Source organism: Collinsella sp. BIOML-A6 (assembly GCF_009875845.1).
GTDB lineage: Bacteria > Actinomycetota > Coriobacteriia > Coriobacteriales > Coriobacteriaceae > Collinsella > Collinsella aerofaciens_H.
The window spans coordinates 19,849-35,847 of sequence record NZ_WWSL01000004.1 but is presented as its reverse complement, the minus strand read 5'-3'; the positions used below and the strand labels follow the sequence as shown (position 1 = coordinate 35,847).

General features: G+C 60.5%; 16 protein-coding genes. All 16 read right to left on the bottom strand.

Annotation, left to right across the window (positions count from 1 at the left end):
* Positions 1-27: 27 nt before the first annotated feature.
* The 16 genes from GT495_RS02155 to GT495_RS02080 all read right to left on the bottom strand — a co-directional run bounded on the left by GT495_RS02155 (position 28) and on the right by GT495_RS02080 (position 15,996).
* Complete coding sequence (locus GT495_RS02155; RefSeq protein ID WP_156600802.1) at positions 28-768, bottom strand: transposase; 741 nt, start codon at positions 766-768, stop codon at positions 28-30.
* A 137-nt stretch (positions 769-905) separates the two neighbouring features.
* Positions 906-1,361, bottom strand: coding sequence for a ribosome silencing factor (gene rsfS / locus GT495_RS02150; protein ID WP_161161325.1), 456 nt, complete (start codon positions 1,359-1,361; stop codon positions 906-908).
* Positions 1,362-1,389: 28 nt separating this feature from the next.
* Positions 1,390-1,923 carry a bis(5'-nucleosyl)-tetraphosphatase (symmetrical) YqeK gene (gene yqeK / locus GT495_RS02145; protein ID WP_192924102.1) on the bottom strand — a complete coding sequence of 178 codons (534 nt, stop codon included), beginning with the start codon at positions 1,921-1,923 and terminating at the stop codon, positions 1,390-1,392.
* A gap of 87 nt (positions 1,924-2,010) precedes the next feature.
* The gene (gene nadD, locus GT495_RS02140) at positions 2,011-2,688 is read right to left on the bottom strand and encodes a nicotinate-nucleotide adenylyltransferase (protein ID WP_161161324.1); all 678 of its coding nucleotides are present in this window, start codon (positions 2,686-2,688) and stop codon (positions 2,011-2,013) included.
* 3 nt (positions 2,689-2,691) lie between these two features.
* Complete coding sequence (obgE, locus tag GT495_RS02135; protein WP_192924096.1) at positions 2,692-4,161, bottom strand: GTPase ObgE; 1,470 nt, start codon at positions 4,159-4,161, stop codon at positions 2,692-2,694.
* Positions 4,162-4,245: 84 nt separating this feature from the next.
* Positions 4,246-4,503 carry a 50S ribosomal protein L27 gene (gene rpmA, locus GT495_RS02130; protein WP_089573443.1) on the bottom strand — a complete coding sequence of 86 codons (258 nt, stop codon included), beginning with the start codon at positions 4,501-4,503 and terminating at the stop codon, positions 4,246-4,248.
* A 33-nt stretch (positions 4,504-4,536) separates the two neighbouring features.
* Positions 4,537-4,911 (bottom strand): 50S ribosomal protein L21, encoded by a 375-nt coding sequence (gene rplU, locus GT495_RS02125; protein WP_035138585.1) that lies wholly within the window; start codon positions 4,909-4,911, stop codon positions 4,537-4,539.
* 67 nt (positions 4,912-4,978) lie between these two features.
* Positions 4,979-5,791: a TIGR03936 family radical SAM-associated protein gene (locus GT495_RS02120; protein WP_161161322.1), complete on the bottom strand. Its 813-nt coding sequence runs from the start codon at positions 5,789-5,791 to the stop codon at positions 4,979-4,981.
* Positions 5,788-7,665, bottom strand: coding sequence for a TIGR03960 family B12-binding radical SAM protein (locus tag GT495_RS02115; RefSeq protein WP_161161321.1), 1,878 nt, complete (start codon positions 7,663-7,665; stop codon positions 5,788-5,790). Before GT495_RS02115 ends, GT495_RS02120 begins: the two co-directional genes overlap by 4 nt.
* A 9-nt stretch (positions 7,666-7,674) precedes the next feature.
* The gene (locus GT495_RS02110) at positions 7,675-8,604 is read right to left on the bottom strand and encodes a YcjF family protein (RefSeq protein ID WP_161161320.1); all 930 of its coding nucleotides are present in this window, start codon (positions 8,602-8,604) and stop codon (positions 7,675-7,677) included.
* An 18-nt stretch (positions 8,605-8,622) separates the two neighbouring features.
* Positions 8,623-9,849, bottom strand: coding sequence for an FtsW/RodA/SpoVE family cell cycle protein (locus tag GT495_RS02105; protein WP_152073875.1), 1,227 nt, complete (start codon positions 9,847-9,849; stop codon positions 8,623-8,625).
* 9 nt (positions 9,850-9,858) lie between these two features.
* Complete coding sequence (gene mrdA / locus GT495_RS02100; RefSeq protein WP_161161319.1) at positions 9,859-11,928, bottom strand: penicillin-binding protein 2; 2,070 nt, start codon at positions 11,926-11,928, stop codon at positions 9,859-9,861.
* 13 nt (positions 11,929-11,941) lie between these two features.
* A complete protein-coding gene (locus tag GT495_RS02095; protein ID WP_152073877.1) occupies positions 11,942-12,508 on the bottom strand; it encodes a hypothetical protein in 567 nt (188 codons plus the stop codon).
* A gap of 13 nt (positions 12,509-12,521) precedes the next feature.
* On the bottom strand, positions 12,522-13,463 hold the full coding sequence (gene mreC / locus GT495_RS02090; protein ID WP_161161318.1) for a rod shape-determining protein MreC: 942 nt from the start codon (positions 13,461-13,463) through the stop codon (positions 12,522-12,524).
* A gap of 78 nt (positions 13,464-13,541) precedes the next feature.
* A complete protein-coding gene (locus tag GT495_RS02085) occupies positions 13,542-14,573 on the bottom strand; it encodes a rod shape-determining protein (RefSeq protein WP_006236061.1) in 1,032 nt (343 codons plus the stop codon).
* A gap of 127 nt (positions 14,574-14,700) precedes the next feature.
* The gene (locus tag GT495_RS02080; RefSeq protein ID WP_161161317.1) at positions 14,701-15,996 is read right to left on the bottom strand and encodes a tetratricopeptide repeat protein; all 1,296 of its coding nucleotides are present in this window, start codon (positions 15,994-15,996) and stop codon (positions 14,701-14,703) included.
* Between the last annotated feature and the right edge of the window lie 3 nt (positions 15,997-15,999).

Below are 15,999 nucleotides of genomic sequence, written 5' to 3'. Positions count from 1 at the left end.
ACGGGGATGAAATAATCATTTCAGGCCTCATTTCGCCCTCTGAATAATATTTGTCCCGATTCCCGTAATACGCGAAATCTGGGCAATCGTAAAGCCTCGATGTTTCAGCATTGCCAACAGACGATTCCGTTCTTGCTTTGGCAACGTCTTGAGCTGGTAGGGCTCAAGTGGAGCCAATAGAGCCTGTGCGACTTCCAAAGCATCCATATCGGAAACGTGTTTGCCTTCAGGCAAGTAATACGAATTGGGCTTACCGTCTGTACTTGTAAGGTAAAACGCCTCCGAACCACCAAATAGTTCGACAATATCACTGCAATCGCAGATTTCAGGCGTACCGAAATACTCGTGGAAGCTACTCCACCTATACATAGGTGCAGAAGATATGCCTGCCTTCGCAGGATTATCGTGAATGTATCGAACGCAACGGAGCAGCTGCTCATCATCGGAAATAACAACGCTCTTAAAACGCTCTTGAAAAACTGGCCCACGCCTGCCTGTCTTCACATTAAATCGCATAGCATACGCTGTATCTATGGCGTGCATCGCAATACTCATTTGGTTATCGGGGTCATCAAATAGCAGATGCACATGATTGTCCATCAAACACCAAGCAAGCAACCGTATGTGGTCGGATGTAAAACGCTGACTCATCAGATTGAGGAAATAGTAGCGGTCATCATCGTCCTCAAAGATCAGCTGGTCAGCACACCCTTTGACCATAACATGATAATGACCGAGTTCGGATAACACACGGGCAACGCGAGTCATCGAAGCTCTCCCTTCCGAGTTTGCAATAGCTACAGCATACAAAAGGAGGGAAAAGAAAAAACCGAACCGCCCAACAAAGATGAGCGGTTCGGTGAACGGTAGGAATGATTTTTTTATCCCCGTCCCAGAAAAATCATTTAGAGGAGGTTGAGGGGGAGCTGGGGAGCGTCGCCCCAGAGCTTCTCGAGACGGTAGAAGTCGCGGGCCTCGGGGGTGAAGACGTGGACGACGACCGAGCCGTAGTCCATGAGCATCCAGGTCTTCTGCTCGCGGCCCTCGATGGAGAACGGGTGCTCACCACAAGCCTCGGCGACCTTCTCCTCGATCTCGTCGACGATCGAATCGACCTGACGGTTGTTGGTGCCGGTCGCGAGGACAAAGTAGTCGCACACATCGGAAAGCTCAGTCAGATCGAGCACTTGCACGTCCTCGCCCTTCTTGTCGTAGGCGGCCTGCGCGGCGGCGCGGGCGACATCCTCGGCGGCGACACCGCTCGCGGACAGCGAGGCGGCGGTGCGGTCGGACGTGGCAACGAAGCTCTTGTGCTCCACACCTTCAAGAATCTGCTCGTCGGTCATGATCTCGTCGGCCATGGAATACCTCTTTCTAGACACACCCGAGCTAGCGCAGCTGGGCGTAATGGTTGTAAATCGTAATAGCCGTGGGATAAAGATAGCGCCCGGACTGGATTACGTAGACCAGACCCTGCGCAAAACAGGAGAAGAACAACTCGTCAAGCGTCGACTCCCCCACCATCTTGCGCAGCGCGTGGGCATAATCACCATGGCGGTTGGGCTCGATGGCATCGGCCACAAAGACCACCATATCGAGCGGCGTCATGTCGCAGGCGCCCACGGTGTGACGGTCGACAGCCTGGAAAACGGCCGGCGATAGCTCGGGAAAAAGCTGCGGAAGCTCATAGGCGGCAACAGGGCCATGCAAAAGTGGCGTCGCGGCGGAAGGAGAGCCGGCAACCTTGATGCCGTAGTGCAACGCGCGAGCCACGAGCTCGTCATCGGAGAGCACCTTATCCCAGTCGTGAATCAGACCGGCGGCAGCGGCATCAAAGCGATCGACGCCGTAGACCTCGGCCAGATGAAGCGCGGTCTCGGCAACACCCAGCGAATGCACATAGCGCTTGCGTTTATCCTTCATACGCACATCGAGCAGCTCTTGAATGCGCTTGAGCAGCGCGCGCTCATCGCCCTCAAACTGATCCTCTACCGACAACGTAGACCCCCATCACTCAAAATCTTCTTGGCCCAAATCGGCATATAATCTGCGTTTGCGAATATAGCCGAGCACGGACTCGCTCGTAAGATAGCGCACGCTCATACCGCGAGCAACTCGCTTACGAATATTCGTCGAGCTGATCGCCAGCGCCGGAATCTGAATATAGCGCACGTCGAACGGCAGTCCCGACTCTTTGATTCGGGCACGCGCCGTATCGATATCAAAGCCCGGTCGTGTTGCCGCAATAAAGGTAGCAAGCTCAGCGATTCGGTCGGCATCATGCCAGGTCACAATATCGATAATCGCGTCAGCGCCCGTAATAAAGTAGAGCTTTACCTGAGACGGGTAAAAGTCACGAAGGGCATGAAGCGTATCGGCCGTATAGGTCACGCCCGGACGGTCGATCTCGAAACGGCTCGCCAAAAAAGCCGGATTCGCAGCAGTGGCGAGGACCGTCATGGCATAACGGTCCTCGGCAGGTGTCACCGGTTTGTCGAGCTTAAAGGCGGGAGAGCCGGCCGGCATAAAGAGCACGGCGTCCAAGTCGAGCGACTCGCGCGCCTGCTCGGCGGTAACCAAATGCCCGTAATGAATCGGGTCGAAGGTGCCGCCCATAATGCCAAGCCGAAACTCCTGACTGCCCTTGATAGGCAGCTCAGGCAGACCAATTCCACCGCGCAGCGACATGACTTACTCGCCCTCCGAGGTCTCGACATCGTCCGCGACGTCCGCCGCATCGACAACCTCGACACCCTCGTCAGCAGCATCGGTTGCGTCAAAAACCTCAACGGCAACGTCCTCGCCTGCGTCATCAAGCTCCTCCTCGAACTCCGAGAAGTCCTCGGCGCCCTCAAAGTCAAAGGCGCGCTGGCAAATGCGGACCTCGTCGCCCGCACGGCAGCCGGCCTTCTCGAGCGCATCGTCAACACCCATGCGCGCAAACTTATGCTGCAGGTAGATGACAGCCTCCTCGTTTTCCCAATCGGTCTGGATAACCATGCGCTCGATGGCACGACCGACCACGCGGAAGGCATGGGGCTCTTCCTGAACAATGCGGAAACGCTTCTCACGCTGCAGGCGACGGCGCTCCCACTCATCGTCGCGCAGATCGACCGGCTCATCACAGACAGCCAACTCGGCGCGCAGCTGAGCCACCTGCTCGCCCACGGCAAGCATCAGCGTATTGAGGCCGGCGCCCGTCACCGCAGACACGGCAAAGAACATATGCCCATCGTCGAGCGCGGCGCGTTTGAGGTCGGCAATCTTGTCAACCGTGCCCGGCGCATCGCATTTGTTGGCAACGATGATCTGCGGACGCTCCGAAAGCTCGGCACCATACTGCTCGAGCTCACGGTTAATGATGCGATAGTCCTCAACCGGATCGCGATCCTCAAATCCGCCCGTCATATCGACGACGTGCATAATCAAAGCAGTGCGCTCGATGTGTCGCAGGAACTGATGGCCCAGGCCACGGCCCTCGCTCGCACCTTCGATAAGGCCGGGAACATCGGCGACAACATAGGAGTACTCGCCGGCACGCACCATACCCAGATTAGGCACAAGCGTGGTAAACGGATAGTCGGCGATCTTGGGACGGGCGGCACTCATGCGCGCGATGAGTGAAGACTTGCCCACCGAGGGGAAGCCCACGAGCGCGGCATCGGCCATAAGCTTCATCTCGAGCTCAATCCAGTGCTCCTCGGCCGGTTCGCCCAGCTGGGCGAACGCAGGCGCGCGGCGCACCGACGTCACAAAGTGCGTATTGCCCAGGCCACCGGCACCGCCGGGCGCTACGACAACGCGCTCGCCATCATGCACAAGATCGGCAATCTCGAACATCGGGGTCTGCGTCTCGGGGTCGAGCTCGCGCACCACGGTACCCATGGGAACCTTAAGGATCAGGTCCTCGCCGCTCTTGCCGTTGCGGCGGGCACCCTGACCGTGCGTTCCGCGCTCGGCACGAAAGTGATGCTTAAAGCGGTAATCGATCAGTGAAGACAGCTGGGCATCGGCCTGGATGACGACATTGCCGCCACGACCGCCGTCGCCGCCATCGGGGCCACCCTTGGGGACAAAGGCCTCGCGCCTAAACGACATGCATCCGGCACCGCCGTCGCCGCCGCACACGTTAATGCGGCTGATATCGGTGAACTGTGACAACAAAATCGCCTCCTACAAAAAGAGGGAGACCCTTGAATCCTAAAACTCAAGTGCCTCCCACATATGTGCTCTATGAAGGGTGAATTACGCGTTCGCGAGCGGGCGTACGCTGACCCTGTGCTTGATACCCTTGTGGAACTCAACGGTACCGTCGACCAGCGCGAACAGCGTGTCGTCCTTGCCACGGCCAACGTTCTCACCCGGGTGGATGTGCGTGCCGTGCTGACGGACGAGAATCGTGCCCGTGGTTACCGTCTGGCCGGCGAAGCGCTTCGTGCCAAGGCGCTGACCGCGGGAGTCACGGCCATTACGGGAGGAACCGAGTCCTTTTTTGTGTGCCATTGTGTATACCTACTCTTTCGTTACGAGTCTAATCTACTCGGCGACGGGAGCCTCGGCAACAGCCTCGGCCTCTGCCTTGACAGCCTTCTTGGCGCGGGACGTAGCCTGGACCTTCACGATCTTCAGCTTGGTGAGCTGCTGACGGTGACCCTTCAGGCGACGATAGCGCTTACGCTTGTGGAACTTGAAGACCAGCTGCTTCTCGCCCTTGAACTGCTCAACGATCTGAGCGGTAACCTTGGCCTTGGCCAGCTTGTCGGGATCGGTGACGATCTTCTTGCCATCGTTGAGGAAGATGACCGGCAGGGTGACCTTGTCGCCCTCATTGCCCTCGATCTTCTCGACGGTGATGACATCGTCGGTGGCGACCTTGTACTGCTTGCCGCCCGTGTTAACGATTGCGTACATGTTTACTTGCCCTTCATGCATCAGTTAGTGCAACAGCCGAATATAGTAGCAGGCGATAATACCCCCGTCAACGAGTATGTGGAGCAAATCCACAAGTTCGCACAGGTATGGGGCTGACGAGTCGGCCCTCGTCGTCCTCGCATGCTTGATTCTGACGCTCGACATCGTAGGAGCAGATGGTCACGAGGTCTTGCATACCGGTGGAAACAATAGGTGCATCGACGCCCGGGGTCAAGCCCTGCAACAAAACATCAGCAGCAGAAAGCAAAATCTCCGGACGCATGGAGCCCTCGTTGTCGGCATGGGTGTCGAGCATGAGCACCAGATGGTCCTCACACTCCCCCGCCGTGAGCTCATAGCCAACGAGCGTATGGTCCAGATCAAGACGCTTGCTCTTTTTGCCGCGCGCGTAGTCGATGCCATGACCCGCGCGCAGCGTGTCGATCGCAGCGCGCACCTCGTCGGCGCTCACGGGGGCTTCGGGGTCAAGGCGCAAGTCGATGCGGTACGACAGACGCGCAAGCTGAGCCGTCAGCGCCGGCGTGCGCACGTCGATGTAGGCGGCCTCGATAGGCGCCAGATCGGCCGGGGACGCCGCGGCCAAGCGCTCAAAGGCCTCGTCAAGCGCGACAAACTCAGTCATAAACAGGTCATACCACTCGCAGGTCGACGACGTGCCCACGGGCAGCGCCGACGAAAAGCCCACGCGCATATGCGGCGAGAAGCCCTGCGTCACGGCATAGGGCAGGCCCGCACGTCGCACGATGCGCTCAATGGTATGGATCAGTTCCAGATGGCCCAGGTACTTAAGGCGATCGCGCTTGCCGTAGCGAACGCGCAGCCTAAAGAGCGTGGGGTTGTCGGTCAAGCGCTCACTCATGCGCGATCACCCATCAATACGTTCTTGGCGTGGAGCGTGGGGCAGATTCCGCAGCCGGTGCACGACGTGCGGGTGCAGTCGGGCGTCGTGACGCCCTCAAGCGAACGGCGGTACTCGCGCTCGAGGAAGCCGCGCGTGCAGCCGGGGCTCACGTGCTCCCAGGGCAGGCGCCAGTCCAGCTCATAGGGCAGGTGGACCAACTCGTTGAGGTCGATGCCGTTTTTGGCAGCGGCCTCCTTCCAGTTGTCAAGCGAGAAGTGCTCCACCCAGGCGTCAAAGCGCGAGCCCGCACGCCAGGCATCGATGATGACCGGCGTCATATCGCGACCGGCACGGGAGAGCGCAGCCTCGATAAGCGAGGTCTCCGCATCGTGGTAGTGTACGCGAACGGCGCGGTTGCGCACGCTCGTGATGAGCAGCTTCTGACGGCGCTTGACGTCGTCGTAATCGAGCTGCGGGCACCACTGGAAGGGCGTTGCCGCCTTGGGGATGAACACCGAAACAGAGATAGAAACCGAGATAGACCCGCGGCGCGCCTTGGGCACCACGGAGCGGCCGAGCTCCAGCACGTGATCGGCCAGGTTGGCGATAGCCACGATGTCCTCGTCGCGCTCGCCGGGAAGGCCCATCATGAAGTAGAGCTTCATGCGGTTCCAGCCGGCCTCGAAGGCTGCCTTGGACGCGCGATCCAAGTCCTCCTCGGTCACGTTCTTGTTGATGATGTCGCGCATACGCTGACTGCCCGCCTCGGGCGCAAACGTCAGGCCGCCCTTCTTTTCGCCGGCAACCGACTCGGCCATATCAACGCCAAACGAATCCAGGCGCTGCGAGGGAATGGACACGCGAATGCCCGTATCTTCCAGACGGCGGTTGAGCCTACCGAGCACGTCGCGGATGCAGGAGTGGTCGGTCGTCGAAAGCGAGGTCAGCGACACCTCGTCATAACCGGTCTTTTCCAAGCCCTGGATCACCGAGGACACGATCTGGTCGGCCGAGCGTTCGCGTACCGGACGATACGTCATGCCCGCCTGGCAAAAACGGCAGCCGCGGGCGCAGCCACGCAGGATCTCGATAGACAGGCGATCGTGGACGAGCTGCGCATACGGCACGCACGACTGAGAAAGCGGATTGGTGGCACCAAAGTCCTCGACGACGCGCTTGTAGACTACCGGCGGGACGTCCTTCCCCTCGCGCGGCACGGTGTAGCCATGCGGCGAGCAGGGCTCGTCATGACGCACCTCATACAGGGACGGCACATAGGTACCGGCGACCGTCGCGAGCTGCTCGACAATCTGAGCGCGCGAGACACCCTCGTCGCGCAAGCGGCGATGCAGCTGGCAGATCTCGAGCAGCGACTCCTCGCCCTCGCCAATGAGGATGGCATCGAAGAATGCCGCATACGGCTCGGGGTTATACACCGAGGGACCACCGGCGATGATGATGGGATCGTCCTCGGTTCGGTCGGCAGCCAACAGCGGAATGCCGGCGAGATCGAGCGCTTCGAGGAAGTTCGTCACAGCCATCTCGTGCGGCACGTGCATGCCGACGATGTCGAACGAGGCCACGGGCGCTGCACCCTCGAGCGACAGCAGCGGAATCCCCGCCTCGCGCATGGCATCGCCCATATCTGGCCACGGTACGTAGCCGCGCTCGCAGGAAATGCCCTCGGCCTGATTAAGGATGTTGTAGAGAATGGCGATGCCCTGGTTGGGCAAACCAACCTCATACACGTCCGGATAGATCATGCAGCAGCGATAGTCGGCATCGGCCTTTGAGAGCGTGCCCCACTCGTGGTCGATATAGCGACTCGGCTTTTCAACCTTGGCGAGCAGCGGCTCGATCAGATGAAAACAGTCTTGGTATGGAACGCGCAAAAGAAACCCCTAAGCAGCGAGATCAGATGCATCTTGGTAGGACGCCATAGGACGGGTAGCGCCCGCGACCGTGGTCACCAGATCGCGAACGCGGGAGAACGTGGCAGTGACTACCTCGTTGGCGCGGCTGTAGTCGACATCGCGCTCGTAGAGCGAAACGAGCGCACGGCCCATGCCATAGGTGCCCGCGGCAGCAGTGAGCGCCTTAACAGCAAAGCCGATGTGCGGCGTCTGCTTCACCAATGCGCGGGTGACGGCGCGAATCACCAGACCGCCGGCGAGCACGCCCGCGACCTCGTAGCCGCGCTCGGGCTTTATGCGGCGCCCAAAGATGGCCGCCAGCTCAAAGAGCATGCCCACCTGCGCCAGCGCCATCACGGGATAGTCGGCACCCGGCAAAAACACCAGGGCGCCCGTCGCCATGTTGGTGAGCGCGCACGAGGTAATGATGCGATTTGCCGCCGCGATGCGCATAAAGGCAAAGTTGGCGGCAAAAGCCGTCTCCTTGTCCGTACGATCGAGGATCCAGCGGGCAAGCGTCTCGAGCAGATAGGTCTTATCGGTCGCCGCCACCACGCCGAGCATGGGCGTAGATTCCTCAACGAACGGCACCTCGACAGCGGACTCGGCAAGCACGCACACGGGCGCGCCGGCGATCACGAGCTCCTGCACGGCACGCTCCAAGCGATCGGAACCACACGAGAGCACCAGTACCACGTCGGTATCAGCCTTGGGAACGATACGGTCCTCCCCCAGGCGATCAACACGCACAATGCCCGAAGTCGTCTGCGGCACAAAGGCATCGCGCACCGTCTCGACCAAAAAGCGGGACGCAGTCGAATCCAGGTAAACCGAGACACGCACCGGTGTATCGGAATCCTTCTTAACAGAAGCGCCCATCTTAAAAGCGCTGGTCAACTTATCTACGGGAATCTTCATGGCAAACCCCTCCAGCGGTTACGCGGCGCCCGAACGATGCCGCCATATGGATTGTACGATACCCACCGTCAGCAACTGAATCATCATCGACGACGAACCGAAACTAATAAACGGCAGCGGAATACCGGTAATCGGCATCATGCCAATGCACATGCCGATGTTCTCGAAGGTCTGGAACGCCCACATGCCGACGATACCCACGCACGATAAGCGCAAGAACAGCGACTCGCACTTAAAGGCAACGCGAATTGTCGAGAAGATCAACAGCACGTAGAGACACAGGAGCAAAAAGGAGCCGCAAAAGCCAAAGGTCTCGGACAGGAAGGCGAAGACGAAGTCGGTGTGAAACTCGGGTAGAAAGCCACCGACCGACTGCGTCGCGTGGCCCAGGCCCTTACCAAAGAAGCCACCCGACCCGACGGCAATGAGCGACTGCTGCAGGTTGTAGGCATTATCCGAATCGGCTTTGTCGGGGTCGATGAAGACTGTCAGACGGTTCATCTGATACTGCTTGATAAGCACGTCGTGGCCAAGGAGCGAATCAAAGACCGAGTCAAGCGCCAGGATGAGCGCAATCAAACCAACCAGCAGGGCCAAGGTCGACAGCACCCATTCACGGCGTGCGCCGCTCATGCAGATGACGATGGCACCCGAGACCAGCACGACCAGGCCCGAGCCCAGGTCGCCCATGGCGACGACGGCCAAAAACGGGATGGACAGCATGCCGCAGAGCTTGACGTAGTCGCGAACGGTATCGATGCGACCGTTATACTGCGATCCAAGCGTGGCGATAAAGAAGATGGTGATGAGCTTGGCAAGCTCAACCGGCTGGAAAGTCAGGCCGATACCGGGAATTTTGATCCAGCCCGTCATGCCCAGACCGCCCGTATAGGACAGGCCCGGAATCTTGGGCGAGAAGATCACGATCAGGTCGATGACGAGCAACGCCGTCGAGAAATTGGAGATGCCACGCAGGTCGGTGCGCCAGACCAGCACTGCCAGCACCGCCCCGATACCGATTCCCAGCAGGTGGCGCGAGAACGAGGCATCGGCCTTAAACTGCGAGGCCGACCAAATGATGATGGCGCCATAGGCAACGAGCGCGACGGTAGCCAGCAGCACACCGATGTGTACCTTCTGGCGAAACGTGCCGCGCGAGGCCGAGAGCTGCTTGTTAACGCGGTCCAGGCTGCTGCGGGAGCCGGTCTTGGTTGAGCGGAACAGGTCCGCCGGCGAAAAATCCATCGCAACCTCCTATCGAACCGAAGAATCGCCCGTAGCCGATGAGGTATCGGGCTCGTCATAAATCACGCCGAGCACGTCGCGCACGACATGCATCGCGGTATCTGAGCCACCGCCGCCCTGCTCCAGGACAGTCGCAATGACATACTTGGGATCATCGGCCGGTGCATAGGCGCAAAACCATGCGTATTCGTCCTCGCCGCTTTTCTCGCCCGTGCCCGACTTGCCGTATACCTGCGGCGTCAGGCTGCTAAAGTGGGCGGCCAGCGACGTCGAGGCCGTGTAGATCACGTCGTGCATACCGTTGCGGACGAGCGCCAAGTCGGCATCGCTGTTGATCTTGGCCTCCAGGCGTTTCTTCTTGCCCTTGCCGTTGTACTTATAGGCATCGCCGTCGCCATCGCGCGACACCGCCGACAAAAACACGTGAGGCACGTACTGTTTGCCGCCGTTGGCAAGACCCATATAGGCACACGCCATCTGCAGGGGCGTCACCAAGATGTCACCCTGGCCGATGGCGATGTTCGTCATATCGCCAGCGTTCCATTTGCGGTCCTCGGCAGAGGCATCGGTAAAGTACGACTCTTTCCATTCGGCATCGGGAATGCGGCCGGCACCCTCGCTTGGCAAGTCAATGCCGCAGGTCTTGCCCAGCCCCCAACGGCGAAAGACCTCCTGCAGACCCTCGGGGTGCTGGTCGTTGTAGAAAAATGCCTTGCCCATGTCGTAGAAGACGGGGTCGCACGAGTTGGCGATACCCGACTGCAGCGTCATGATGCCGTGGCCGGAGTGCAGCCAGCAATACTTGCCCCAAGCCTTGCCCAGGCCCGTCCAATAGCCCGTGCAGTTGGTCGTCTGCGTTGAAGTATAGGTTCCAAACTCAAGGCCCGCCAAGGCCGAGAGCGGCTTAATGGTCGAAGCCGACATATACTGGCCGCTAATAGCGCGGTTGAGCAGCGGATGCGAACCCTTGTCGTCGTTGAGCTCGGTCCACACGTCGTTGGAGACACCACCGATAAACACGGACGGATCAAACTTGGGCTCACTTGCCATGCCCAGAATCTCGCCGTTGTTGGGATCGAGGCACACAACGGCGCCGTTGCCGGCATTGCTGTGGCCCGTGGTCTTGGCGAGTTCGATAGCACCCGCAAGCGCCGTCTCGCAGGCTTGCTGAATCTTGAGGTCGAGCGTGAGCTTAATATCGGAGCCGGCCTTGGCGGGCACGGCGCCGGCCTGCCCGGTCACGTTGCCCGAGGCATCGACCTTCACCGTCTGCTCGCCGCGAATACCCTGCAGCAAGTTCTCGTAGTAGCTCTCGACGCCCGCCTGGCCCACGATATCGCCCGACTGGTACGTAATCTGACCGGCTGCGCTATCGTTATCGCCCGAAGCCTTCTTATTCTGCGCCTCGAGCTGTTCGGAGGTGATGGTACCGGTGTAGCCCAAAATGTGACAGGCCGTCTCGCCGTACGGGTACTGGCGCTCGGTGCGCTCGGCAATCTTGACGCCCGGGAACTCACCGGCATGCTCCTTGATATAGGCAACCGTGGAGCGGCGCACGTCCGTCGCGATGGTATGCAGGCTTTGAGCGCCCTCGGAATTGTCCTGGATATTGCGCAGCACCGCAACATAGGGCATACCGAGCACATTGGCAAGATGGCGCACCAGCACGGTGTCATCGGCCAGGTCGCGATAGGCGACGACGGCAAGCGAGGGACGGTTTTGCACAAGTGCCACGCCATTGCGATCAAGGATTCGCCCGCGCACAGCCGGCGTGGTGACGGTACGGGTCTGGTTGTTCTTGGCCTGCTTGTCGTAGTAGCCCGACGAGACCATCTGCATACCCCACAGCTTGACGGCAAGTGCGGCAAACATCGCCCCCACGCCGGTGGTGAGGATGGAGAAGCGACCCTTGAAGGCGGTCGCGGCGGTATTGCCCTCGCCCTCGGTGGCGCGCGGGGCCGTTCCATGCTGCGTATCGTAGGTAAAACGGGAATCGCCGCGGCGCATGATGACCAGCGCGACCACAATGGCTACGACCAGCACGATACCGGCGACGATGACCGTCATCTGGGAAGACATCTGTGGGCCTCCCCTATTTGAGTTTGCGGGTCTTGGGCTTGAAGCGCATGCCCGCCTGACGACCACCGCGTGCGGAGAATCCGTAACCGGACTGCGGCACGACACCGGACAGCAAAAACGGAATGGCAACCAGACCCGTTAGGATCGAAGACGGCAGGGCATGTCCAAAAACAGCCACCACAAAGCTTGTCTCCAGACCCATAAACAGCAAGATGATGCTGTAAACCACGTTGATGGCAAGCGCGAAAGCGCCCACGGTAATACCGCGCGCGCTCGGGGAGCCGCCCGTCTGACCGGCCGCGCTGTGCACCAGGGCAAAACTGCCCACCGTCAGCAGCAGCGACATAACGCCCACCGGAACGGCGGCGGAAAGATCATAGAACAGGCCACTGCAAAAACCGCAGACGACAGCCCGCGTGGGGTCGCCTGAGAACACACTCAGGCACACCAGGATAATCATGAAGTTGACGCGACCGCCCGCAATGGAGATCTGCGGTGCCAGGCCTGCCTGCAGAAGCACGCACACGATGGCAGCGATCACAAACGTGCGGGAGCTCGCCCCCTGCTCGTGTAGATCCATGGACACGCCCTCCCTATTCGCTCGAGCCGGAATCGGTTGTCTCGGACGAGTCGGAGCCCTCGTCCGAACCCCCGTCCTTCGTCTTGGTCGCAGCGTTGCGCGAGGTGCCCTGCGGCGTGCTGTTGGCCGTGCTCACATCCTCATCCGAGGCCGACTGCTCGTCGGTCAGCGAGGTGATGACGAGCACCTCCTCATTATTCTCTGCCGTGGTTTGGGCGCGTACGACGATGGTGTAATACACATCGTTGGCCGACTTCTCCACCGAGGAAACGGTGCCGAGCGGCAGGCCCTTGGGGAACACGCCGCCAATGCCAGAGGTCACGATGATGTCGCCCACTTTGACATCGGAGTCGACGCTCACGTACTCAAGGCGCAGGGTGCCATCGGGCTGGCCCTGCAGCATACCCTGGGCGCGCGTATCCTGCACCATAGCCGACACGCCCGAGTTCTCGTCGCCGATCAGGCGCACAGTAGAGGTCTTGGCCGATACCTCGATAATCTGGCCGATAACACCGGCAGAACTCGTCACGGGCATGTTGATGGTAAGGCCGTCTGCAGAGCCCTTGTCGATGGTAACGGTCGAGGTCCAGGCATCGCCCGACGCACCGACAATGCGGGCAGCGGTCGACTTAAGGTTGTAGGTCGATTGCAGCCCGACCAGGCCCTCCAGGCGCTCGGCAGTCTTTTGAGCCTCGGAAAGCTCGGCGACCTTAGAGGTCAGCACCTCGTTTTGCTTCTTGAGGTCGTCGAGCGACTCCTGCGAAGCCGTGAGGTTGGAGAACACGTTGCCGATCGCGTTGAAGGGAGCCGTCATGGCCGAGCCCACAAAGCGCACCGGCGAGGTAATCGTCGTCACACCCGAGCGCACGGCATGAATCGGCCCGGCCTCGCCCTCACGGATATAAAACGTGAGCAGCAACACCGAAATCAGGCTGAAAACAATCAACGGGCGCATACCCGTTGATTGTCGCTTGGTATTCAGATTTGGAGAGAAACCCGAAGATCGTGCCAAATGGAATCCACCTTTTGGAAATTAAGCGTTGGTCTGGACGAAGCCACCGTCAAAGGCGTTGGCCTCGAGCACGCGGGCGCAGCCGTTTACGACGTTATCGAGCGCCGTGGGACTGACGTTGACCGAAACGCCGGTCTCGTCGCGCAGGCGCACGTCGAGGCCGCGCAGCAGCGCACCGCCGCCGGTCAGCAGAATGCCGTAGTACATAAGGTCCGAGGCAAGATCGGGCGGCGTGGCGTCCAGAGCGTCCTTGACGGCCTTGGCCATCTCGTCGAGCGGCTTGTTAAGCGCGCGACGTATCTCCTCGCTCTCGATACGCACGGTCTTGGGCAGACCCGTGATAACGTCGCGTCCGTTGACCTCGACGTCGAGCTCATCCTTGAGCGGCACGGCGGAGCCGACCTTGATCTTGATGTCCTCGGCCGTGCGCTCGCCGATAGCCAGGTTGTAGGCATCGCGAACATGGGTGAGGATAGCCTGGTCGAACTCGTCGCCGGCAATGCGGATGGACTGCGACACGACAATACCGCCCATAGCGATAACGGCGACCTCGGTGGTGCCGCCGCCGATATCGATGACCATGGAGCCCGTGGGCTCCTCGACGGGTAAGTCGGCGCCGATGGCAGCCGCCATGGGCTCCTCGATCAGGTAGGCCTGGCGAGCGCCGGCCTGGATCGTAGCCTCAAAGACGGCTCGCTTCTCGACCGACGTGACGCCGGAGGGAACGCAGACGACGACGCGCGGACGCGGAGTCCACGGATAGCGCTTCTCGGAAGCCTTGTCGATAAAGTACCGAAGCATGGCCTCGGTGACATCGAAGTCGGCGATGACGCCGTCCTTAAGGGGGCGAACGGCCACGATGTTGCCGGGCGTGCGGCCGAGCATACGCTTGGCCTCGATGCCGACTGCCAGGATGCGCTCGTCGTTCTTGTCGATAGCGACAACGGAGGGCTCGCGGATGACGATGCCCTTGCCGCGCACGGAGACGAGCGTATTGGCGGTGCCGAGGTCGATGGCGAGATCGCCCGCATAGCTACCGAAGAACATATCCATCAAAGAAAACAACGCAACTCCTGATGTGTTGGATGATTGCTGGAAGACTACTAGCCCATCATACTAGCGCAAGCCCGGCACCTCACTTGCGGTGAAGCGCCGGGCAGAACCAAATCTCATAAGGTCACTACTGCTTGTCAGCGGCCGGGAAATCGATATCGAAGGAGGAAACGGCCCAACCGATATGGTTGTCGGAGCGCACGAATTTAACGGTGTACTCCTGCTCGCCGCCCTTGGACAGCGAAGCCTTCACCTTGGCGGTGGTCTCGGTCATGGACTGATCCATACCCTCGATCGAGACGGTGGCGCCCTGCGGAATCGAGGAGATGATCATCGACTTGGCGTCCTCGGACAGGCTCGAGGCCAGGTAAGACTCGGCCTTGGCGGTATCGCCGTCACCGGCAGCCTGAAACAAGTCGGTGATGACGGACTCCTGTGAGGGGTAGCCCATACCGCGCGTATAAGCATAGCCAAGACCACCGGCAGCGATCACGATGAGCAGAAGTAGCACCAGGAAGATCTTAAGACCCGTGTGGCGGTGGCGACGGCGAACCTTGGCCTGTTTGCGGTCCTGCTGGACCATCTCGGACTCGGACAGCGTAAAGAAGCCGGTGTCAGAGGGGTCGGGCATAAACTGACCGGTCGCACCCGTTGGATCGAGCGGGTCGACAGCGGGAGCGTCCATCGCGGGAGCCGGAGCCGTGGCCATGGCCGTCTGGGCCGAAAGCGCGTCGAGCGAGTCGTGCACGCGGGCAAGCTCGTCGGCCTGCTCGGGCGTGAGTTGGTAGATGCCGTCGGCGGTAGCGGCGTTAAAGGCATCGAGCGCATCGGAGGGACGGCCGGCGGCGGAAAGCGCTTGGCCCATGCCGGCGTTGAGGGCGCGCGTATCGTCGCGCGGGCCGGCAAAGTCGATAGCCGTGCGGTAGGTCTCAACGGCGTCCGCGGGGCGGCCGAGCTTGATGAAGCAGCGGCCCAAATCGCCGAGGGCGGCGGCAGGAGCCGGGTTGGCGCCGTCGATGGCAGCCTGACGGAAGGCGGTACCGGCGTTGGCATAGTCGCCCGACTGGAACAGTGCGTTGCCCAGACCCAGGTAGGCCTTAAACGGTGTGGCGTAGGAGGCGTCCTGGGTAGCTGCAGAGAACGCCTGGGCGGCCGTGGTGTAGTCGCCCGCCGCGGCGAGTGCCTTGCCGCGGTTGGTGAGCAGGGCGCCGCGCTTGCCATAGGCGCCGTCGTTGAGGGCGGCGGCGTAGGCCTCGGCGGCCTCGGCGTACATGCCCAGATGCATCAGGGCGTTGCCGCGCAGATGGTCGGCCTCACCCATGACCTCGTCGGGAGTCTTTGCCGCGCCAAGCATCTGGGCGGCAGCGGAAAAATCACCCGCGCGATAAGCGGCGCGGCCCTGTTGGATCAGCTGGCTATTCAAGGA

Coding starts and splice junctions, on each gene's coding strand:
- GT495_RS02155 (WP_156600802.1), bottom strand. CDS start 768: ATGACTCGCGTTGCCCGTGTGTTATCCGAACTCGGTCATTATCATGTT.
- rsfS (WP_161161325.1), bottom strand. CDS start 1,361: ATGGCCGACGAGATCATGACCGACGAGCAGATTCTTGAAGGTGTGGAG.
- yqeK (WP_192924102.1), bottom strand. CDS start 1,923: ATGAAGGATAAACGCAAGCGCTATGTGCATTCGCTGGGTGTTGCCGAG.
- nadD (WP_161161324.1), bottom strand. CDS start 2,688: ATGTCGCTGCGCGGTGGAATTGGTCTGCCTGAGCTGCCTATCAAGGGC.
- rpmA (WP_089573443.1), bottom strand. CDS start 4,503: ATGGCACACAAAAAAGGACTCGGTTCCTCCCGTAATGGCCGTGACTCC.
- rplU (WP_035138585.1), bottom strand. CDS start 4,911: ATGTACGCAATCGTTAACACGGGCGGCAAGCAGTACAAGGTCGCCACC.
- GT495_RS02120 (WP_161161322.1), bottom strand. CDS start 5,791: ATGAGTGAGCGCTTGACCGACAACCCCACGCTCTTTAGGCTGCGCGTT.
- GT495_RS02110 (WP_161161320.1), bottom strand. CDS start 8,604: ATGAAGATTCCCGTAGATAAGTTGACCAGCGCTTTTAAGATGGGCGCT.
- GT495_RS02105 (WP_152073875.1), bottom strand. CDS start 9,849: ATGGATTTTTCGCCGGCGGACCTGTTCCGCTCAACCAAGACCGGCTCC.
- mrdA (WP_161161319.1), bottom strand. CDS start 11,928: ATGTCTTCCCAGATGACGGTCATCGTCGCCGGTATCGTGCTGGTCGTA.
- GT495_RS02095 (WP_152073877.1), bottom strand. CDS start 12,508: ATGGATCTACACGAGCAGGGGGCGAGCTCCCGCACGTTTGTGATCGCT.
- mreC (WP_161161318.1), bottom strand. CDS start 13,463: ATGCGCCCGTTGATTGTTTTCAGCCTGATTTCGGTGTTGCTGCTCACG.
- GT495_RS02085 (WP_006236061.1), bottom strand. CDS start 14,573: ATGGATATGTTCTTCGGTAGCTATGCGGGCGATCTCGCCATCGACCTC.